This is a genomic window from Shewanella morhuae (genome assembly GCF_900156405.1).
Taxonomy (GTDB): Bacteria; Pseudomonadota; Gammaproteobacteria; order Enterobacterales; family Shewanellaceae; genus Shewanella; species Shewanella morhuae.
Map to the genome: position 1 here is coordinate 118,866 of NZ_FTNN01000007.1, position 21,973 is coordinate 140,838.

The window sequence follows — 21,973 nt, forward strand, 5'->3', positions numbered from 1 at the left end:
ATTCACCCCATTCGGGAAACTAGATTAATTAATCGAAGTTACATATTTTCTAAGCATGAAAACCGAATAAAGCATCAACGGTAAAAAGTCACTTCGACGGCTCGATTAACAGCCGGCCACCTCGGTCAACTTCATTCTAACCTCAAGTCAAAAGCGTAATACGGTAACACTAAGTCAGATGATCCCAACCTCGGCTAACAATTCGCGGGTTTCGACTAAAGGTAAACCCACTACGCCAGAATAGCTGCCGTCAATTGCCGCAACAAAGCAGCCACCCATACCTTGTATACCGTAACTACCCGCTTTATCCATCGGCTCTGCTGAGGCAACATAAGCTTCAATTTCTGCTTTGGATAAAGTGCAAAAACGCACTTGTGTTTGCACTAATCGTACTAAAGTTTTTGCTGTTAAGGATGACTCATCCTTACGATACACCAATGCTATCGCCGTCATCACGGTATGCAGTTGACCAGATAACTCACTGAGCATTCGCTTAGCATCGGCGGCATCGGTAGGTTTCCCTAGTATTTGGTTTTCAAACACTACGATAGTATCAGAACCTAATACAGCAGGTTGTGACATACCAGCACATAATGCGAGTCCTGCATGGGCCTTTTCAGCCGCTAAACGCTGCACGTAATCTATTGGCGTTTCACGTAATTGTGGCGTTTCATCAATATCTGGAGCCACTTGCGTAAAACTAAATTCGGGGCGACCCAATCCAATTTGTGCCAATAACTCTTTGCGGCGCGGTGAAGTCGAAGCGAGCACTAAATTCATAATTAGCGAACCTTATAATGACGTCGTACGCGACGTAAAATCCAAAATATCCACGGCCAGATGATTAATCCTGAAATGGCGGGCAAAAATAAATCCGTATGGAAAACCGCTTCTTGCATCACAAATTCCACCCAGTAAATGACTAAGTGATAAATACAGAGCAGTAGCATGATCACCAACGATTGCTGCCATTTAGGGAAATTACGCAAACGTTGGCAATGTAAAATAGCGATATAAATGACCAACGACATGGCCAAAGAACGCACACCTAAGGTAGCGCCCAATAAAATATCTAAAATAAGCCCTAAAACCCATGCGGTTAAAATATTGTATCTATGGGGTAACGCAATAGACCAATACATAATAATCATCAATAACCAGTCTGGTCGCCACGCATCAACCGCACTTGGTAAGGGCATAATCTGGCTGATAATCCCCACAAATAATGTCACCCAAACGATGAGGCGCCCATTGGCGGCTTGGAAACTCATTGATTTACCTCAGTGGCAGGACGAACGGTTTCCGCTGACGGATTAACAGTAGCTGGCGTAGATGCTACTGGTTTAGCCGCATTAGTGTCGGGCGTGATTAGCTTAACCTGAGGAGTCACTGTCTTAACTGCAGGAATGGTTGTATCGGTATTAGACTCATCAGTAACAGCAGGATGATCAGCCGCTGGCGCAACCAATTGATTGGGTAAAGTCACACCAGAATCACTCGCGGGCCAAATGAGCAGTAAATATCGAATACGATCTAAAGCCGCTAACGGTTGCGCAGTAACACGAGCATAGCTTTGGCCATCTTCAGTCAACACTTCCATCACCCGTGCAACAGGGTAACCTTCAGGGAAACGATTACCTAAACCGGATGTCACCAGTAAATCACCAACACGAATATCGGTACTTTTAGCTACATGGCGCAGCTCTATCTCATCCAACTCGCCTGTACCATTGGCGACAAGGCGCACATCATTACGGGTGATACGTACGGGTAAGCCATGTGATACATCAGAGAGCAATAGTACCCGACTGGTCATCTCACTGACTTGTACCACTTGACCCACAACCCCTTGTGCATCAACTACCGGTTGGCCGACAAATACTCCACTACGTGAACCGTGATTAAGGACAACATATTGATGAAACGGATCGCTGGCGACCTCTAATACCTCAGCCACCATTCTACGCGAGTCAAGATAGGCAGGAGAGCCTAAAAGTGCCCGCAGGCGTTCATTCTCTTGGCGCAAGTGTTCAAAACGCTGTAAGCGCTCACTCATCAGCAGTTGTTGTCGCAGCAGCTCTTTATTTTGCAACGCCAGCATATTGCGGGTGGCAAAACTTTCAGAAGACCAGTCAAGCACAACGCCGGGCGCACTCGCCAAATACTGTAATGGGCTAAAAACAGAGGCCAGAGATTGTCGAACAGGATCGAGGCGATGATTAGCCACGAGCAAAAACACCGACAATATAATTGCCAGTGTCAGACGGAATTGGTTTGAAATACCACGAACAAAAATTGGCTTCATAGGAGAGCTAAGGCGGTGATTAGCCGCCCCATACCGAAGTTAAATTAGGTTTCTTCGGAGAACAGATCGCCGCCGTGCATATCAATCATTTCGAGGGCTTTACCACCACCGCGCGCTACGCAGGTTAATGGGTCATCCGCTACCATTACGGGTATTCCGGTTTCTTGCATTAATAAACGGTCTAAATCACGCAGTAATGCGCCGCCGCCAGTTAATACCATACCGCGCTCAGAAATATCAGAAGCTAGTTCTGGTGGAGATTGCTCTAAGGCCACCATAACAGCACTAACAATGCCAGATAATGGCTCTTGCAGCGCTTCTAAAATTTCGTTGCTGTTCAGTGTAAAGCTACGCGGTACACCTTCAGCCAAATTACGACCGCGGACTTCGATTTCGAGTACTTCATCGCCAGGATAAGCGGTGCCGATAGTATGCTTGATACGCTCAGCCGTAGCTTCACCAATCAAACTGCCGTAATTACGACGAACATAGTTGATAATCGCATCATCAAACTTATCACCACCGATACGCACTGAAGATGAGTACACTACGCCATTGAGTGAAATAATGGCGACTTCAGTAGTACCACCACCAATATCGACGACCATAGAACCCGTCGCTTCAGATACCGGTAAACCCGCACCGATTGCAGCAGCCATTGGCTCTTCAATCAAATAAACTTCACGAGCACCGGCGCCCATGGCCGATTCGCGGATTGCACGGCGTTCAACCTGCGTTGCGCCAACAGGCACACACACTAACACCCGTGGACTTGGACGAAAAAAGCTATTGTTATGCACTTGCTTAATAAAGTGCTGTAGCATTTTTTCTGTCACATAAAAATCAGCAATAACACCGTCTTTCATTGGACGGATAGCTTGGATATTGCCAGGTGTTCGCCCTAGCATTTGTTTAGCTTCTGTGCCGACTGCAGCAACAGATTTCTGACCTGAGCCACCGCGCTCACCACGTATAGCAACAACGGAAGGCTCATCTAGAACTATGCCTTCACCACGCACATAAATTAATGTGTTCGCTGTACCCAAATCGATCGATAGATCATTAGAAAAAATGCCACGTAGCTTCTTAAACATGTAACTAGCCTGTATTCTGTGGAGCCAGAAGAAAAGAAAAATCAGCTAACTTTATCAATGCCACCCTGATTCTACAAGACCGATGGGGCCAACAATCGCTAATGAAGTGATTTTTTTTCAAATCTACACCGAAAATACAATATTTAAGCGCATATCACAGTTTAATGGCGTAAAAAAATACAGTAAAAACCTGAGCGCACACAACGCTGCAACAATTTAACCACTAAAAACATCCATTTTACGATTAAGATTTATCGCGCCAAGTCCAATAAATCTCCAATAACTGATTAAGCATTGCGTTTTTTACTTGTCAGTTTTTAGCCAATAAATGACTTAAACTAATCCACCTCACGCCAGTAAATAATTCGATCATGACCTCGATAACGGCCAAAATATGCACTCGCTCGAGGGTCGACCGTGATTGTTGGCGTAATATCATTCCAATTCCAGTACCATTCAAGCCAACTCGGCACATCTAAAGGCGCGGTAACTTGCCCACGATATAGCGCGCCACTGGTTGTAACCGCCCGCCAAAGCAAATCAAATTGACCTGCCTGAAATTTTGGCATGCTGCCAGAACGCTCAATACTTTGCCCTGCGACTAAATCAGGCTCAAAACTATAGCCAAGGTTAATATCATCGGTTTGTGACGCCAAACTAGCGTTAACGACTGTACAACTATCATCACTATTCAAGACCCAGCTACTGCCATTCCAATACTCAGCCCGCGTCGGCATACGTAGTATTTCAGTCTCTGGGCCATAGGTGTTATCCATTACCACTCGCCCGTGGCGAAGTTTTTGGGTGGTGATTTTTTTTGCAGTACAGTTCGCACAATTTCCTGTCGTTGCGGCATCCATATCCGGTGAGGCTACATACGAGTTAATCCCATTAGGATGTGGATCGTTATCTAATACTTGCACACCAATATCAAGCAACTCGAAGGGGCCATCCTGATACAAATTGGTCAATACATTAGGTGTCACTCGGCTGAAGTTCGCTCGATAACTGTTATCTAAGCTTGCTACACCTTTTATCCAACTGGTTGATATTATGGGTAAGGTGCTTAATCGACTTTGTAAATCGATACCATTATTGATGTTTTCGCCCACAAGCTTGGCTGTGGCAAAAGAAAACGGTGCAAAGTAGTTTTTCGTTATATCGCCGGCGATATTTAGTGCGCTTAATGTCATCGACATTGAGAATGATTGATCCATATAGCTAAAGCTATCGCAGGCTGGATACACGAATGCCTCGCTCACCAAAAATCTATCGGGGACAAAGCGGCCAATATTGGCTGAGTAGCCAAGCGGAATATTCAAACTACTGGCAGCACCGAGGTAATTACTGCTTGCTTTGGCAGTAAGCTGGAACACGCCAACCTCACTAATCGTTTGATTAAGAATAGTATTAATATTAGTGCTATTTGCTATATGACTATAGGATGCAACACCTAATGCGCCATCTCGGCCACCAATAGCGATAGCAGGAGCCACCACTTTGCTCGCAAGTGTCATAGTCTTATCACTGAAGTTGGGGGTAGATAAATTGCCAGTACAAAAGTCTGTGTCTGAATCCCTCTCCCACGCCATGGCTTGCACTGTCATGCCAAAGGATTGGCCAGCCTTACGATAAACATTACACGCCATACTCGCGCTTGCGCAGCTAGCATTGGCATCTACGGGTTTGACACATAACCCAGCCGGTACACTGACAAATGGATCTGCACCCGTCATCACTAAACCTTGCTCATCCCCCGTACCCGTATACTTAGCATCTAACTGTAACTTGCCGGCATCAGGATAATTTACCGAAATTGTTGCTTCACCTTTTGTGTCAAAAGTTAGGCTAAAAGGTGTTGGAGCCGAACTAACACCACTAATAGAAGCGCCATTAACTGTGATTGCTTTTGATAAGATGGGAGCGCTCGGTTCCACATAGTCACTCCAAAAACTGAGACTCTTCGTCTTATCTTGGAAGCTCGGAATACATTGCTGAGTTACATCTGATTTTTTCACCGCTTTAACTAATACGTCTACTGGCTTATTTGCTAGCTTATCAGGGACATCAAAAATAAAACCACTGTCAGCAAAAGCCAGCGAACAATTACTGCCACTTAATTCTCCTGATCCAATCCGACAAAGAGTCTTACTCAATGGTTTAGTAGTAGGATTTGAACCCTTTACGCCTAACGTGACCACTCCGGGCGTATTCCGCCGTAGTTGTAATTGTGTTGTTCCACCACTAAAACTCACTTGATTACCACCAACCCACACACTATCATTTATCGAGTCAGGTAACAACGTGGCACTAAGAGGCTCAGTAAAAAGTTGGCTACAATTTGCATTAGCACAAGCTCGAATCGTTACCGTTTGGGTATTACAAGTGAGCCCTTGACCCGTATGGTCAAACTCAAAATGATCAATTTGAGTGCCTATAGGATTTGATTTTAAAGCACATATTTGCACATTATCAATTTCGTGATTGTTATTTGAACCACCAGTAGAGCCCGTTAAAGACAATAAAAAATCACTGGGGACAGCCGCTTGTTCAGATTCAGCCACCGCGTTGAACGCTGGGATTAAGGTCACAAATCCCGAACCTGTATTACGTTCAATTTTGACCACTGACTGGCTAGATAACTGCGAGTCGATAGTGATTTTATATCTGTGCGCTGGCGACACATTATTACCATCCACCGCTGGCGATAAACAGTTACTTCCCGTATTCGTCGTACCGTTACTGCAAGTGCCACGTAAATAACGATACCCACTCGTTCCTACACCCGAGCCACGCACCGCAACTGACTGTCGGCGCTGCCCGATATTAGTGCTACCACCTTCACCGGAGAAATTGCCGTACTCGTCAATTCCAACACCAAGCCAACCACCCGCAAACCCACTAATACCAGGTTTATAACCGTAACCTAAAGGCCCACCAAAAGCGCCCGGCTGCGGCGTTATGGCAGCATCAGATAGCACTACACTCATACCGTCAGCGCCATTACCACCGTAGGCATAATGGTCAAACTGAATTTCGACTAGGTTATTGGCTGCAGGAAATAATCGTTGATAAGTCGATGCCGTCGATTGGTTGGATTTAGCTTCTGTTAAGCGTAAACGATTACCTACAATCGATGGTGTGAAAGTACCACTGCTTGTCGATACCACCCAATCACTACTTAAAGGACTTTGGGAAAATTGATCATTAAAGCATTGTAAAACGGGGGCAGCTTTCTCGAAAGCAACAAAACCGTAATTTTCAGATGCATGAGAACGATCATTATCGCCATAGGTATCTTCGTCATTGACCATACTGACCTGAGTTGCACTTAGATTACAGCGCCTTAACCAGCCACCGTCGCTACCATTATGAGAGTTTTTGCCTGCAACTAACGTTGGCGGATTAGTAAATCCAATCAACCCAGTGTTATAGGCACATTGTTCGGCTAACGTTTTGGTACTGCTCCCCCCCTGAATGGGTCATTGCTGTACCGAATTGATAACGAACATCCGCACCATTTAAATTAATAATACCTTTGGCAATGGGTAAAGCTAAATAAGCAACAGACTCATTTACCAAATCCTTTATATTTGCAGGCTGGCATTGTGGGCTATTTGATTTTTTGTACACTTGAGAAACATCCATATTAATCTTTAACCCTCTGGATGCTGGCTCAGTAACACTCGTCAACCAACAATTATTATTATTGGTCTGAATCTGATTAAGTACCACTGAATAGTTATTATCTAAGCTAATATTTGCCCAACCATTATTATTCATGCCAAAGGCGCTATTAATATTAATACTTCCAGCTCGCAAAGGGGTACCATCTGATAAAGTATAATTCCCCGGCGTAACGGCTATCCAGTGCACTTCTTGCATATTTGATGCAGGATTATTTGTTCCAGAAGGCTGGGCCTGACGCCATGTAAAGCCTGTGGATGATATTGACGTGATGAAAGTAGAAGATGGAACATCATTATTAGTATTTGCAGTAGATATTGTCGGCATTAAAAAGACTAAAGGTTTTACACCAGTAGGAAAAGCGCGTTCGAAGGTGACGGAAGCGGTAGTCGCCTTACCGTAATTAAGTTGAAGGCTTACCCCGTTAACTATTTCCGTATCTTCATTAATCGTTAGTTTACGTGATGTAATACGCCCGATTATGGTATTTCGCCCATTAACAATGACGTCTGCATCGCTATAGATATAACCATTAATTACAATGTTTGAAGTATTTAAAGCAATATTACTGTAACCAAAGAATAATAACTCACCGGCACGATTAGGATTAAATTTCAGTGCACCAGATATGTTAATTGGGTTTTTAACGAAAAAACGTACATTGCCAGCGGTATTGATAACTGGTGTGCCACCTGTAATCGTGAAGTTTTCAACCCAATAATCTCCAGCAGATAAATTAAGCACTGTAGATGCATCTAAAATTAAATTCTTTATTTTATAAGTTTGGTGCGAAGATGAAAATGTCAAATTACAGCTATTTTTATCTAAGACTACCGAGCCAAATTCAGTCGTATTATCTGCACCAAGTATTGCGTTGGCTTGGCATTCTCCATAGCTGATGCCTGTAGTGCCACTACTTGTCTGGAATAAATTTGTGGCTGCCGTTAAATCTAATCCAGCAATATCTTGACCAGTAATATCACAATAACGAGTACCACCAGCACCATCATCACAGACATTATTACTCATACTATTACTGCTTTTATTACTGGAACAGTAAGCAAGATTTTGCCCATTGGTTCCATCGATAAAGCCTTTATAAATTGTTAAATTGGATGCGGGATTTGCGCAGCCATTAGCTGTGCCATGATGGCCTTGAACCACTGCGGGGAAATATTTGCCATAGTCTATATTCTCAAAGGCTTGAATCGAGCAGCTAAATAGCAGAATACAACATACTGTTATAAATCTAACCACGGGCTTCTACCTCTACTTGTCGGCTAACACGAGTCTCGCCGCTTTCACATATTGCTTTACTGTTGATCCGATATTGAGTCACTGCGTCTACCGCATATGCTGTACAAGTCAACGTCACACTACAGGCATGAAAACCGGTTACATTAGGGGGATTCCAAGTGCTGGTTGCTAGGCAAATGCCAACGGAACCATTCAATGGAAATAACTGAGCTAATGCCGCATCGGCGCCACTATTGGCAGCGGCAAAGGCTCGAGTGCCCCATACTTCTTGGGTGAGTGCGGTATCGCTGTCCTGCACAATATTAATGAGAGCAGAAGCTAATAGAAACATCACTGTAATTACAAACACACCGATGATAAGCGCACTACCTCGTTGCTGCGCAGGTAATGACGCTCTTGATAGCGGTGGTCTGGATAATGAGCGTTTATATGCCGTTTTACGACCAGAGTTAAGGGACATTAATCACCTGCACTTGATGTCTGTATTGAAACGTCTCACCATTAACATTAAATCTAGGTTGTAAGTGCACCATGGCATTATTAACCAAGGTTGATGGCGTCAATGTCAGAGGCTGATCGGTATTATTTGTTAAACTATTTGCCACACTTTGCGCCATCAACACGCCAACTCCCATCATATTAGGTTTAGGCTGAATAGTGCTGAAGTTATAGCTGCTATAACGCTGTAGTTGTAATTCATTACTCGCTGCGACTTTTTCAAAACAGTAACTTACCGGATTAGTGCCAAAATAAATTCGCTGCCGCGGTGAGCCTTCGGCAAAACGTGTTGGCGCAGTAAAAGTCAGCGTCACTTGATGCTCAAAAGAGGGATCCGAGATCGCAATCGTTTTAACCTGTGATCGTTTTTGTCTCGCACTGCTATACACATCGGCATCAACCAAGGGATAGATCCAAGCGAATTGATTCACGCGAATCGCACTCGCAGTATTATCTAGAATAACTATCCCAGTACTCGCGGCAGCTGCGGGGATGATTGGCATAGTGAGATAAGTCGTGCTGGCCTCGATAGGCACAAATTCAATGCATTGATAGGTCAGCGAATCGGTATTAACTCGCAGGCTATTGGGCAAAGCACTGCGTAATTCACGGGTCATACGCTCCACAGCAAAACGGCTTTGACTGAGCACTTGGTCAACAGAACTCGATTCAACAAAAATTCGGGTGCCAAAAAGTATAAAACTACTCACGCCAACCACAAGAATCCCCAGAATCAAGATAACTGTGACCATCTCGACCAAGGTAAAGCCTCGCGTGGATGTTTGCATGCGCTTTGCTGATAAAGAGTTCATCAGTAATTACTCCTCACCATATTGTAAGTAATCACTTCGCTGTCGGGCGTCGTCACATTAATGGTGACTAGCTTAGTATTTGCCACACTGCCATAAACCACACTGACACTTAAACGATAGTTAGGATAAGCATCAACATAGGTTTGAGTCGAATTCAACATAGTTGTAGTTTCATTTAAGCCGTTGTAATCATCCACATCATTAAAGTTGTTACGACTCTCTACGACTCCAGAAATGTTATCTTTGCCTAACTCAGTCGCCAAGGTACAAGTTTTACCCGTAGGACTACCACACGCAGGCACACCACCATTGGCATTGGTGTTTTGGTCATAGCGTTTACCCCAGATTTCATTCATCAATGAATGGGCGAGTTCAGCACTGCGTACTCTCTGTAAGGTTTTTGCAGCGCGATCAGCCTGTGGGAATAACATGCTGGTGAGCATCACTATCGCAATGCCAATCACTAACATGCCTACCACCAATTCAATTAAGGTGAAGCCCTTACTCGATGATTGTTTGCGAAGAAATAAGCGAGAATTAGTTGGCATAAATATATCCCTCAGAGGATACATTAATCAGCACAGTATCATTGGCGGTCACGCTAATGCAGCTACCATCACACACGGGAAAGAGTCGGCCGCGACTGTCAAAATCGAGAGTGAAGTTAGTGCTATTCGTGCTCACCAGTACTAATTGAGCTCCACCTTGAAAGGCTTGGCTATAAAGCGGATTGGGTGACAATGCAGTACCCGTACAAACCGCTTCAGCGCGAGTGGGGAATTGACTCACTTGATAACCAGTATTAGAAACCATTACACGAAAACATCTATCGGTATTATTAAGCGCCTTTTGCTGCACTTGACGCAGCTCACTTATAAACTCATTACGTAAACTATAGGCACTGTAGGATGACTGGGTAAATAGACGTGGCAATACCACCACAGCCAGAATTGAAATCAGGATGATAGTCGTCACTAACTCTACTAAGGTAAATCCAGCCTGTTTTGACATAGGAAATTTAAGCATTACTCGGGTTAATTACTGATTTCAAGTGCTAGGTTCAGTTTCTGCCAACTATATGATTAACGCAAATAAATGTCGGTAAATTCTTAGCGGACTCATTTCTTTAAAATCATATAAGAACCGCATTTCACCTAAAAAAAAGGCCTGCTAGGCAGGCCATTCTAGTATTAATTTAATTAGCAATCTTCTGACTTAACTTCATACTTAGGTGTTTCTGTAGATGTTGCTGGTGTATATGTTACATAACACTCTTTAGTACTATCTGTAGCATAAGGCGATCCAGCCTGGTATATAGTTGCCATTGCTGAACCATCGGCTCCCTCTACAATAAACCAATCTACTTTATCAGTAGTTGTATTACTAATGTTCAAGTCCATCGCATTTTTTAACTCTGCAGCAGTGGATTGTAGGTAGCCGTAATGTGTCACAGCCGGAGTTCCTGTGCCAATATCTACAGATGGGGCAACAGTATCATTAAACGCTTTTTTCTCTTCACCTTTTAATGCAGCTTTTGAATAAACTAAGCTATTTGCACCTTGAATGGCGCCCTTCATACCTTGAATTGCAGAAGCACGCGCATCACCTTGCAAGTTAATAAACTTAGGTGCCGCTGTGACAGCAAGAATACCTAAGATAATGATCACTACAACTAATTCGATTAAGGTAAAACCTTGTTGTCTTTTCATATAAAACTACCTTTCTTTATAAGTGAGAACTCATGTGAGTACTAATTAAATTAAACCACTTTTAAGCTAATTCGCTTAAAACTAAAATCATTTCAAACTAACTTATTTCAAATCAAGCTATTTAAAACATATACAAAATGAAACTATATATTACAGCTTAAGGTGTAAATGGCGTTTGGGTAAAGCTTAGCACTTTACCTGTACCAGGGTTATAAACGACCCCTTTAACACCTGCTGTTGATAAATTGGGCGCAGGGTTTGGCACACCGGTGGTTTGGTTTAGCACAAGTGAGGCCACTTGGTGATAAACGCATAAATCTAAACCCGTAACGGTAGTACCTGTAATTGCATTAGCACTGCCACCGGCACCATTGATAACACGTACAGTGTAACGTTGATTGCGAGCATCTTGGGTGTAGAGCACATTACGCGGTGCGCTCTGCAACACAGTATTAAACACTTCTTGGCAGCTAGCATCCGTCATGGCAGTGGCATCTGTCGTTGCGATACCCGTCGGATAACCAAAGCGCGGGTCGAGAGACACTGCTGTGCCGTCAAGAATAACACTGTTATTTTGGCGTCCGTCAACTTCCCACTGTGAACGAACAAAACTCACTGCGGTAGATAAACCGCCTGCCACACCGCCAACACTGGCATCTTCAGCACTATCGGTGACATTTAGAAACCGAGGGATAGCGGTTGCGGCAAGTAACCCCAAAATAACGATGACAATGACAAGCTCAATTAGTGAGAATCCTGTTTGTTTCGTTTTCACAGTTTTCATATATGCCCCTCTGCTTAATCATTTTATTCTAACAGTTAAATCAATTTTAAAAAGCTATTGAGATAACAATATTTTACGGTGCGGCCAAAAATGTAACGCTGCCAGAATCCAGTTGATAACCTAAACTATCGCCATTGGACGACAAATAGCTACAGCTATTATCTTGAGCCGAATAATTAGCGACCAAGTCCGTATTATCAAGTTCTGCCCCCATTAACTGCCACCATAAATCTTGACAACCTTGAGCAGTAAATAACTTAGGCTGTGGCCAACCGAGATCATTCATATTAACGACACTGGATTCGGCTTTGTTAGATATATTGTCCAACGCTTCCCAATTCAACTGCATCTGCTGCGGCTTACCTAAGGATAGCCACTGTGAGCGCACCATAACCAGCACATTCACAAAGCGATTATGCTCGACCTCTAATCCACGCGTCGCAATTTGCGGTAACGTCAAAAAATACTTAGCGCCGACAATGGCCACAATGACTAACACTAGCCCTACAACGATCATACGCCCATAGATATTTAATAGATCATTATCGGCCTTTTGCTGGCTCTGCATTAGGGCTACTTTCCACCTTTAACAACATTGAGCATATCCCACATTGGCAGATATATTCCTAGTGCTAATATTAAGACAATCACGGCGACAAAACCGATTAAAATAGGTTCTAATTTAGCAGTGAGATTCTTTAGATCATAATCCACTTCACCTTCATAAAAATCAGCAGCATCATTAAGCAATTGATCTATTTGGCCGGTTTCTTCACCTACTGCCACCATTTGCAGTACTAAAGGCGTAAATAACTTACTCTGATTAGACACTCTAAGCACCGAATCACCAGACTCAATTCCACGGCGCATACCGACTATTTTGTCGTGCATATAGGCATTGTCTACGGCATCAGCCACTAAGCTTAACGCCTGTGTCATCGGCACCCCAGCGCTCAGCATCATAGAGAAGCTACGGCAATAACGCGCTAACGTTGACCGTTCAATAATCGACCCTACGGCAGGAATATGTAATTTCCATTTATCCCACTGTTTCTCGCCCTTTTCGGTATGGTGCCAATAGCGAATGCCGATAATAGTCCCAATAAGCGCCACCAGCATTAGTCCCCAATAATTCACAAATAGATTCGATGTACCAATCAGCACTTTTGTCGCCCAAGGTAAGTCGGCGCCAAAACGTGAGAACATCTCGGCAAATTTAGGGATCACCATAATGTTTAGGATCACCATCGCAATCGCGATCGCAATCAATACGAACATGGGGTAACGCATGGCCGCTTTAATACGTCGCCGCGTTTCTTGCTCACGTTCGATATAGCCCGAAAGCTGAATAAATGCGTCTTCTAACTTGCCGGTGTTCTCCCCCACATGCACCATAGAAACAAACAAAGAATCAAAAACATCAGGATGTTGATTCATTGATGATGATAATGGTCGGCCAGCCGTTAACTGCTCAGAGATACTATTTAACGCATCTTTCATTCGCTGAGAACGTGCCGTTTCAGATAAGCCCGCAATCGCCCGTAAAATAGGGATGCCAGAACGCGTCAGCGAGTACATTTGTCGAGTAAATATTTGTAATTCATCTAGCGCGACTTTGCCGCCAAAAAGCTGAGTCAATGAGAAGGGTTTAGTCACTTTGGCCACGTTGACCTCAAGGGGAATAATACCTCGCGACAGCAATATATCAGCGGCAGCACTTTCCGATGCTGCATCTAATTGCCCCGTCACGGGTTGACCTTGACCACTGCGCCCACGGTATTGATAAATTGGCATAATTACGCCTCAATGCCTTGTTGACTAACAATATCCCTAGATAAGGGAATATGTGATTCGCTCACGTCCTCAACCAATTTAGCCACCTCTTCAATCGTCGTCATGCCTTCACTTAAATATTGTAGCGCTGACTCGGCAAGCGGGGTAAAGTTCGGGCTATTTAATGCCGCTCTGGCAAATTCCTGCGGATTACTGGTACGCATGGCATCAACCATCTTATCGTCCAGCTCAAGAATCTCAAAAATACCAATACGGCCGCGATAACCACTGCCGTTGCAACTCTGGCAACCGGTGCCTATTTTAAAGTTCGCATGGGTGAAATCTTTACGACTCACACTACTTAGCCACGCCTTTTCCTGCGCGGTCGGTTGATAGTCAACCCCACAGTTATGACATACCCGTCGCACTAAACGCTGGGCAATAATGACTCTTAGGGCGCTGGCCACTAAATAACTGGCCGCGCCCATGTCCAGTAAACGCAGCGCACTGGTGACCGCATCGTTAGTGTGCAAAGTCGATAACACAAAGTGACCGGTTAATGCGCCCCTAAGACCAATCTCAACGGTTTCTTGGTCACGCATCTCACCAACCATGATGATGTCGGGGTCTTGGCGTAACGTGGTACGTAAAACGTTCGCAAAATCTAAACCTATCTTATGGTTAACTTGTACTTGGTTTATTCGTGGCAATTGATATTCGATAGGATCTTCTACGGTAATAATCTTACGATCAGCGGTATTAAGCTCGCTCAGAATGCCATATAAAGTGGTGGTTTTACCGCTACCAGTCGGCCCCGTCACCAATAGCATGCCGTGAGGACGTTTAATTTGTTTACGAATACGCGCCAAAATAGCCGGTGGCATACCTGTTTCGTTCAAGGTTAATAAACCCGCCGATTGATCCAGTAAACGCATTACTACTGATTCACCGTGATAAATCGGCATGGTCGACATCCGCACATCAATATGATGCCCTTTAATGTCCATTTGAAAGCGACCGTCCTGCGGTAAGCGTTTTTCAGAAATATCGAGTCCGGCCATTAACTTAAGCCGCAACACTAATGCGGCAGCAATGTTAACTTCATTCAGAATCGTTTCGTGTAACTGACCATCGATACGCTGACGAATACGCAGGGCTTTATCACCGGGCTCAATATGAATATCCGAGGCACGCATTTGCACCGCATCCTCAAAAATCGACTGTAGTAACTTAACGACTGTGGTTTCATTATCACTGTCGCCAGAGGTGAGGCTGGCTAAATCGAACATCTGATCGGCGGCGTATTCCTCTTCAAGCTTACCGGCGATCTGAGCAATTTGGTCGGTACGACGATATAAGTTATCAAAGGCTTGCAGCAATTGCTGCTCGGGCGCCACGGCTAACTTTAAACGTTTAGGGGCAATAAGGGCTTCAAGGTTATCAAGTGCCTGCAAATCAGCCGGATCGCTCATCGCCACGAGCACACTGTCGCCTCTATCTTCAATCGCTAAAGCTCGAAAACGTCGTGCCTGCACTTCAGGAATTAAGTGCACCACCTCTGCAGAAATTGGCAGTTTGCTGATATCAAGAAAGGGCACATTTAATTGCTGGGATAAAAACTGCAGTAATTGATGCTCTGTAATCGATTGTAGATCGATCAAAGTACGGCCTAACTTTTTGCCGGTATTACGCTGTTCAGCCAACGCCTGTTGCAACTGCGTTTCAGTAATAATCGATTCTTGAACTAACAGATCGCCCAAACGCATTTTTAATCTGGGTTTCATTGGCTATCTCCTAGCTGAGTTAAACGTTGTTCAATAAAGGCACTCGCCTGCGCTGATAAGCCTCTATGGCCTAGTGCTGTGCGATAAGCTTGGCGTGCTTGGGTAAATTGTTGCTGCGAATCAAGCGCATAAGCCAATCCCATCCACCATTTAGCCTGTAGAGGTTCTTGTTGTAATAACTGCCTATAAGCTTGTTCTGCCAACGGAAACTGGCCTGATTTTTGTGCGATATCCGACTGCGCCATCCACTTTTGTCTCGCCAGCGGGTGCGTATCAGGTATGTGCGTTAACGTCACCAGTGCCAAACTAGGCTGTTCAGAAGCTTGCTGAACCCTTGCGAGGAGCAGCGCAAAGTCGACTTCTTGCGGATATAAGATAAGGCCTTGTTGTAGCAGATCGCTGGCTTGAGCTAATTGATTCTGTCCATAATGCAGCGCAGCCAATTGCTTACGCGCTTCATGCATGCCAGGGTCTAGCACGAGCGTTTGCTCATAATAATCAATAGCACGGTTGAGTTGACCGTCCTTCTGCGCCTCGTTCGCTAACGCAAAACGCTTATTTGCCAATTGCTGTGGCGTTAACGTCACTTCTGTTACCGCCATTTTCCCCTGTGTTTTGGGAGCAGCATTAGCAGCTACGGCAGATATGCTATCTGGCTGATTACGACTATCTTTGGCAGGTATGTCGTCAACAAATTCAAGGCTCATGTCTGATTCTGACTCTTGTTCATGCTCAGGCTCTAAATCAGTCTCAGGTTCTAAATCAGTCACGGGCACAGCAAGTTGTTTAGCTGTTAATTCAGCGACTATAACTGGAGTCGTGATTTGAACATTAGAGCCAATTTTAGCACGGTCAGCTGTCGTTACCTTGACCGGTGTCGCCACAGTATCAAGGCTTGCCGAGGTGGCGTTCCAAGCTACGCTGTCGACTGGCACAGAAGCAGTTGGAATCGATATTAATGGATTGTGTTCATTTGTAAGAGTCGGCGACGCTTCAGCTGATGTTGCCATAAAGGTTTGCCAGCCATAAACAACACCACCGCCTAGCAGCAGTGAAAAAACGCAGAACAATAATCCGTTAAAATAGGAGTTAGAACGGGCTAAATACTGTACCTGTGGTTGGGTAACATTACTAAGTTCATGCCCTTGTTGGCGCTTATCAAGATCCTGCAGCATCTTGTTGATTACGCTCATACAACATCCTTAAAAAAATGCTGTAATCCAAGGCCAAACACTAGGGTCATTAGCGCTAAAAACGGTAACCACTTCCACGACCATAATCTGCGGCTACTGGCATCTTCGGTATCTTGAATTGCTGCGTTAATATGGGAGTTTTGCACACAAGCAGCACCTTCACCAAAACTTAACAACAAAGCTTTGTGGGCAAGAATATTGATCAATCGGGGGATCCCTCTGGACGCATGGGCAATTTGGCGTGTTTCTCTTGATGTAAATAAAGCTTCGCCAGCGCGCCCAGCTATAGCTAGTCGGTGGCGAATATAAGCATCGGTTTCGTCTAGTGTTAATGGACGCAGATTATAACTAAAAGTAATACGCTGCCTTAATTGTCTAAATTCTTGGCGTTTAAGCCGCTCATCAAGCTCTGGCTGTGCAAATAACACGACTTGCAATAATTTACGCGTCTCGGTTTCAAGATTCGTGAATAAACGCAGCGCCTCTAGGCTATCATCCGGTAATGCCTGTGCCTCATCGAGCACTAATACAATGGCGTGCCCGTGGGCACTTAAGGCTAAAAGCTGTTGTTGAATAAGCCCTGTGAGCTGTTGTTGATCGATATTACTGGCATATTTAAGGCCCAGCTCACTCGCCACTGCCCAGCGTAACTCTGCTGGGGTAAGGTAAGGATTCGGCAAATAAGCGCAATGGAACTTACTCGGTAATTCATTGATGAGTTTACGACAAATCAATGTTTTACCCGTTCCCACTTCCCCAGTAACCTTAATAAAACCTTCACCCGTTTGTAGGGCGGTTTGCAATACTTGCAAAGCTTCTACGTGCGGCGATAGTCCGAAAAAAAATCCGGTATTGGGTGTCAGTGAAAATGGTGCTTGGCTAAGGCCAAAATGCTTCTGATACATAGAAGCTTAATTTGTTTCCGGATACCAACGATCTAATAAGGTCTTAGAACGTTGTAACTCGGTTTTCCACGTATCAACACCTACAACCGTAGGTTTAAGCAAAATGATTAATTCGGTTTTCTTCTTTTGTTTACTGCGATTTTTAAACAGCTCACCTAACAAAGGAATATCGCCCAGCAAAGGCACTTGCGATACCACTTCAATATTTTCACTCTTCATCAGGCCGCCAATCACTACTACATCACCTGAAGCTGCACGAATAACGGTATCCGATTCACGAATTTCACTCTGAGCCAGAGGCAACTCTAAAGAGGCATCACTGATCCTAATATTTTTAGTTTGTTCTTTCACATCAATCACCGACGGATGCACATGTAACAGCACGTTACCATCACGATCAATTTGCGGAGTAACATCTAAAGCAATACCAGAGAAAAATGGCGTAAGTTCTACCTGCGGCGTTGTCACGGGTGTTGTACTCGCCACTGTGGTCGATGAAACGTCAGTCACAAAATATTCATCAGTCCCCACTTTAATCACCGCTTTTTGGTTATTCGATGCCGTGACCCTTGGGCTAGACAGCACATCGACATCGCCTTGGGTATCTAAGAAATTGATCATAGTCGTAAAATCAGAGCCTTTGATGCTAAGCGAGGTAACGCCACCTATTGCAGAGGTAATTTTATCGCTTAGACCTGGGCCCGCTGAGGTGCCAAAATTCACGTTAGTATTACCAACATGCCCCAGCACGTTGTCCCACTGAATGCCTTGCTGGTAGCCATCGGATAAGGTCACTTCGAGGATTTTAGCTTCAAGGATCACTTGGCGCTGTAAATGGCTTTCTGCTGTATTTAAGAAAGTACGCACTTGGCGTAATTCACTCGGAAAAGCACGAATGGTGACTAAACCCGCCTGCGGCGTGACAACCACCTGACGCCCGCCTCCGGTTTCACCAATAATAGAGGTTAGCGTTTCTTTTAACTCGCCCCAAAAATCAGTCTTGGTACGCGAACGAATAAAGGTGCCGTTAGAGCTGTCACTACTGCCGTTGTTACTGGAGTTGTTACCGTTATTACTATTCGAATTATTGTTCGAATTGCTATTATTTGAATTATCGCTGTTTGAGTTATTACTGTTTGAATTATTGTTATCCGACAGGCGGCCCGAACTCACCGAGGTGAGCGACAAACCGTCACGCTCCATATAGAGATAGTTCAGCGGAAAAGTTTCTGTGCGCATTCCAGCAGGAAATACGCGTAAAATGCGACCTTCTCGGCTCACTTCGTAGCCATAAATATCTTCAACCACTTGAATCGCTTCAGTTAACGTTACGCCTTTTAAAGAGAGCGAAATCGTACCTTGTACATCGGGATGCACTGCGACGCTCAGGGGCGTACCTTGGACTAAGCTTGGAAAAAAGACCTTTGCATCCACATCTCGGGCTGACACATCGAAACGGCGCTCTGCTTCTAGGGCTGGGGTTAAACCAGACAATAAGGCTCCGGTATTCAACTCTCGCTGCACCGCATCTGGCATAGTCGCTGGCGGTGGCGTTGTTAATGCCGTGGCTGTCGCCATTGAAGTGGCTAGTTCATTTTTACTCGCCTCGGGTTGCGGCCTATTTGTGGTCTGACACGCCACAAGGCAAAGTGAGAGTAGAGGTGTGAAGTATTTAATCGCTTTCATCTGAGGTGTATTCCCTATCTCTCTATTATTGCTTGAAACAATGTCAGTTTACGTCCATCGGACAGTGACACATAAGCGGGGGTGATGTTGACGATTTTTAGCCCCTGAATACTGTCACCCACAGACAATATCTGGTTATTTATCACAGCGTAAGCTGTGTTGCCTGAACTGACAATGCTATTGAGGACGATTGCCTGATCCTGTGTTTGACTCGTAGTCGTAACCGCAGTGAAGCCTTTTCCGGGCAAAGTAGGATCTCGCAGCGACTCAGCCAAAACAGCTGTAGAGTTCAAGCAAAGTAACATGCTAATAATATAAGACTTATTTAGACACACTGATAAAGTCCTTATTAATACTTAGGGTATATAGTTCGATCTCAATAGCCGCCAGCGGGTATTGCGTGACGTTATAATCAAGGCGCTTCCAATACAGCTTATCTGGCATAGCCTCAACCGCTTCAACAAAACGCAGCACAGAGAAATAATCGCCTTCTAAACTCAAGCGAATTCCATGGCTATAGAGGTTAAGTTTTTTATCTTCACCTACCACTAATAAGGGGACGGGCGCTATCGACATAAACTTAATTAATTTAATCCCTTGCACTTGTCCAAGTAAGTTACTCAGTAGCTCAGGCATATAATCTGCCGGTACCATAGCCACCATTTGTTCATTGAGTTGGCTATCTAAATCTTGGTTTTGTTGTTCAACAAAAGCTAAGCGCTGTTGGTAATCTAAATTAGGATCTAAGGCTATGCGCTGCTGATATAAGTCAATTTGTTGAGTAGAAATGGCATTATCTTGCTGTAAGGTTTTAAGCTGCTGCGAAATCGATGCATGGGTTTTCCAAATCGATTCGAGCGGCAGGTAACTCAGCATGCCCAGCACGGCTAACACCGCAGTCGCGATCAATACTCGCTCTCGGCGACTTAACGCATCAAACTGTTGACCTAATTGCGCTAACTTGCGCTTCATTGTGTGGCCTCCTTGCTATTACTTTTCAAGGTAAAAGCCAAAGGTTTATCCTCACCACGATCCATACTCATCGACGAGAAAGCCTGCCCTTTTAAGGTATGTGTTGTCTTAAGCTTATCTACCCACAGCGGAATACTCTGTGGATGTTCAGCAAAACCTTCAAACATAAAGTCCTGTTCATTGATTACGATATGACTTAGCCATACGCTGCCATCCGCTACAACGGCAAGATCGTTAAGTACTGGAGCAAAACCGCGACTCGTCAAGGAAGCCCTTAAGCTTAATTCTTGCATAAGCAGCTGCTTTAATTCTAATTGCTGGGTCACTAAATCTACTCTTTCAACCAGCGCAGGATCGGCTTTGCGTGCAGCGAGTTCAGCCTCTAATGTTTGTTTTTGAGTATCAAGCTGCTGCTTTTTCTGCGTTACCAATTGCAATTCTTGTCGTAAAGAGCTCACTTGCCAGTAGCTATAACTCATACAAACGACCAAAAGGAGTAAAACACTTAAGGCATAAGTCCCTAAGCGAGCAAAAGTCAGCTTTTGTTTTGGCGGTAATAACGAGGGAGTATAGAGGTTAACTCGGTATTTAATCACTCTGCACCTCTTGAACATTCGGCAAATGCGAGCTGCGCCATGCGAGCGCCAACACAGCTCTTATCGATCACATTTACGCTTTGATTAAAGTTTTCCGAAATCAATGTAGCCAATACATCCACTGCGCCGTCAGTCAGTAATTCGATAGAAGAAACGGGATCTTGCCTTAACTGACTCTCAAAATAATCCATCGAACGCTGGATTTCTAAGCTGAGATTATCTGCCATACCATAAGCAAGTTCTTCTGCTAGAGCCTTATCTAAATGAGTGAATCCTCGCACTCGGCGCTGCATATAAAGTTGGCCTTGCTTAACCACAGTTAATAACAACTCCTGACCGGGATTATGGCTCACGACTAGCCGAGCTTGATTATCATCAAAGAGATTTGTCGTTGCTAATTCTTCGATACTGATCCCAATAAGTTGTAGATTTTGTTCGTGAATAGCTTGAACCATACTGATAAGCTTGGTTTTATCCACCACGACTACGTTAATTTTATTACTGACTAAGGGGGGCTCAAAATAATCCAAATGAATTTGCGGAACAGGTAACGTTACCATGTCTTTAACTGACCACAGTAAAGCCTGGGGCAACTCAGCCACATCGACATTGGGTTTATCGGTCAACAGTAATTGATACAGACCTGAAGCTAAAATCAGTTGTAACTGTGCATTGGGAAAAGATTTAGCCACGGCACTAAATCCTGCAGACCAGTTCTCACTTTTAAGCTCAAAGGATTGCCATTGCTCGATCTTAGTATCTTGTGCGGGCGCATATACCCATAATTTATCGGTGCAGACATAGACCCCAATATTGATCGGAAACATTTTTTGCTGCCAAAAGGCGAATCGATCAATGAAACTCTTTTCCATAAAATGCCTATAACAAACTGAATTTGAAGGTTTAACTTTGCCCTCT

22 protein-coding genes are annotated in these 21,973 nt (G+C 44.3%); all 22 read right to left on the reverse strand.

The window, feature by feature from the left end; genetic code table 11:
* Positions 1 to 174: 174 nt before the first annotated feature.
* A complete protein-coding gene (locus BW947_RS10215) occupies positions 175 to 780 on the reverse strand; it encodes a Maf family protein (protein WP_076499243.1) in 606 nt (201 codons plus the stop codon).
* A gap of 2 nt (positions 781 to 782) precedes the next feature.
* Positions 783 to 1,271: a rod shape-determining protein MreD gene (gene mreD, locus BW947_RS10220; RefSeq protein ID WP_076499245.1), complete on the reverse strand. Its 489-nt coding sequence runs from the start codon at positions 1,269 to 1,271 to the stop codon at positions 783 to 785.
* Positions 1,268 to 2,305 (reverse strand): rod shape-determining protein MreC, encoded by a 1,038-nt coding sequence (mreC, locus tag BW947_RS10225; RefSeq protein ID WP_076499253.1) that lies wholly within the window; start codon positions 2,303 to 2,305, stop codon positions 1,268 to 1,270. Before mreC ends, mreD begins: the two co-directional genes overlap by 4 nt.
* Positions 2,306 to 2,349: 44 nt before the next feature.
* Positions 2,350 to 3,399, reverse strand: coding sequence for a rod shape-determining protein (locus BW947_RS10230; protein ID WP_076499255.1), 1,050 nt, complete (start codon positions 3,397 to 3,399; stop codon positions 2,350 to 2,352).
* Positions 3,400 to 3,737: 338 nt separating this feature from the next.
* Positions 3,738 to 6,821, reverse strand: a complete 3,084-nt coding sequence (locus BW947_RS18715; RefSeq protein WP_244153239.1) for a DUF6701 domain-containing protein — start codon at positions 6,819 to 6,821, stop codon at positions 3,738 to 3,740.
* A gap of 7 nt (positions 6,822 to 6,828) precedes the next feature.
* A complete protein-coding gene (locus BW947_RS18720) occupies positions 6,829 to 8,343 on the reverse strand; it encodes a hypothetical protein (protein ID WP_159436984.1) in 1,515 nt (504 codons plus the stop codon).
* The gene (locus BW947_RS10240; RefSeq protein ID WP_076499257.1) at positions 8,336 to 8,803 is read right to left on the reverse strand and encodes an MSHA biogenesis protein MshP; all 468 of its coding nucleotides are present in this window, start codon (positions 8,801 to 8,803) and stop codon (positions 8,336 to 8,338) included. The genes BW947_RS18720 and BW947_RS10240 overlap by 8 nt, the downstream gene beginning before the upstream one ends.
* The gene (locus BW947_RS10245; RefSeq protein ID WP_076499259.1) at positions 8,793 to 9,653 is read right to left on the reverse strand and encodes a PilW family protein; all 861 of its coding nucleotides are present in this window, start codon (positions 9,651 to 9,653) and stop codon (positions 8,793 to 8,795) included. The genes BW947_RS10240 and BW947_RS10245 overlap by 11 nt, the downstream gene beginning before the upstream one ends.
* On the reverse strand, positions 9,653 to 10,201 hold the full coding sequence (locus tag BW947_RS10250) for a type II secretion system protein (protein WP_076499261.1): 549 nt from the start codon (positions 10,199 to 10,201) through the stop codon (positions 9,653 to 9,655). Before BW947_RS10250 ends, BW947_RS10245 begins: the two co-directional genes overlap by 1 nt.
* Positions 10,191 to 10,679: a type II secretion system protein gene (locus BW947_RS10255; RefSeq protein WP_076499263.1), complete on the reverse strand. Its 489-nt coding sequence runs from the start codon at positions 10,677 to 10,679 to the stop codon at positions 10,191 to 10,193. Before BW947_RS10255 ends, BW947_RS10250 begins: the two co-directional genes overlap by 11 nt.
* 173 nt (positions 10,680 to 10,852) lie before the next feature.
* On the reverse strand, positions 10,853 to 11,362 hold the full coding sequence (locus BW947_RS18975) for a type II secretion system protein (protein WP_076499265.1): 510 nt from the start codon (positions 11,360 to 11,362) through the stop codon (positions 10,853 to 10,855).
* Positions 11,363 to 11,519: 157 nt separating this feature from the next.
* On the reverse strand, positions 11,520 to 12,137 hold the full coding sequence (locus tag BW947_RS10265; RefSeq protein ID WP_076499466.1) for a prepilin-type N-terminal cleavage/methylation domain-containing protein: 618 nt from the start codon (positions 12,135 to 12,137) through the stop codon (positions 11,520 to 11,522).
* Positions 12,138 to 12,219: 82 nt separating this feature from the next.
* Positions 12,220 to 12,714: an MSHA biogenesis protein MshF gene (locus BW947_RS10270; protein WP_076499267.1), complete on the reverse strand. Its 495-nt coding sequence runs from the start codon at positions 12,712 to 12,714 to the stop codon at positions 12,220 to 12,222.
* Between the two features lie 5 nt (positions 12,715 to 12,719).
* Entirely contained in the window at positions 12,720 to 13,940 is a 1,221-nt protein-coding gene (locus BW947_RS10275) for a type II secretion system F family protein (protein WP_076499269.1), read from the reverse strand.
* Between the two features lie 2 nt (positions 13,941 to 13,942).
* Positions 13,943 to 15,703: a GspE/PulE family protein gene (locus BW947_RS10280; RefSeq protein ID WP_076499271.1), complete on the reverse strand. Its 1,761-nt coding sequence runs from the start codon at positions 15,701 to 15,703 to the stop codon at positions 13,943 to 13,945.
* The gene (locus BW947_RS10285) at positions 15,700 to 16,896 is read right to left on the reverse strand and encodes a tetratricopeptide repeat protein (protein WP_076499274.1); all 1,197 of its coding nucleotides are present in this window, start codon (positions 16,894 to 16,896) and stop codon (positions 15,700 to 15,702) included. The genes BW947_RS10280 and BW947_RS10285 overlap by 4 nt, the downstream gene beginning before the upstream one ends.
* Positions 16,893 to 17,801, reverse strand: a complete 909-nt coding sequence (locus BW947_RS10290; RefSeq protein ID WP_076499276.1) for an ExeA family protein — start codon at positions 17,799 to 17,801, stop codon at positions 16,893 to 16,895. The genes BW947_RS10285 and BW947_RS10290 overlap by 4 nt, the downstream gene beginning before the upstream one ends.
* 6 nt (positions 17,802 to 17,807) lie before the next feature.
* Positions 17,808 to 19,487, reverse strand: a complete 1,680-nt coding sequence (gene mshL / locus BW947_RS10295; protein ID WP_076499277.1) for a pilus (MSHA type) biogenesis protein MshL — start codon at positions 19,485 to 19,487, stop codon at positions 17,808 to 17,810.
* Between the two features lie 14 nt (positions 19,488 to 19,501).
* The gene (locus BW947_RS19050; protein ID WP_076499279.1) at positions 19,502 to 19,822 is read right to left on the reverse strand and encodes an MSHA biogenesis protein MshK; all 321 of its coding nucleotides are present in this window, start codon (positions 19,820 to 19,822) and stop codon (positions 19,502 to 19,504) included.
* Positions 19,809 to 20,459, reverse strand: coding sequence for an MSHA biogenesis protein MshJ (locus tag BW947_RS10305; RefSeq protein ID WP_076499281.1), 651 nt, complete (start codon positions 20,457 to 20,459; stop codon positions 19,809 to 19,811). The genes BW947_RS19050 and BW947_RS10305 overlap by 14 nt, the downstream gene beginning before the upstream one ends.
* Positions 20,456 to 21,055, reverse strand: a complete 600-nt coding sequence (locus BW947_RS10310; RefSeq protein ID WP_076499284.1) for a fimbrial assembly protein — start codon at positions 21,053 to 21,055, stop codon at positions 20,456 to 20,458. The genes BW947_RS10305 and BW947_RS10310 overlap by 4 nt, the downstream gene beginning before the upstream one ends.
* Complete coding sequence (locus BW947_RS10315) at positions 21,052 to 21,927, reverse strand: MSHA biogenesis protein MshI (protein ID WP_076499286.1); 876 nt, start codon at positions 21,925 to 21,927, stop codon at positions 21,052 to 21,054. Before BW947_RS10315 ends, BW947_RS10310 begins: the two co-directional genes overlap by 4 nt.
* Positions 21,928 to 21,973 lie beyond the last annotated feature (46 nt).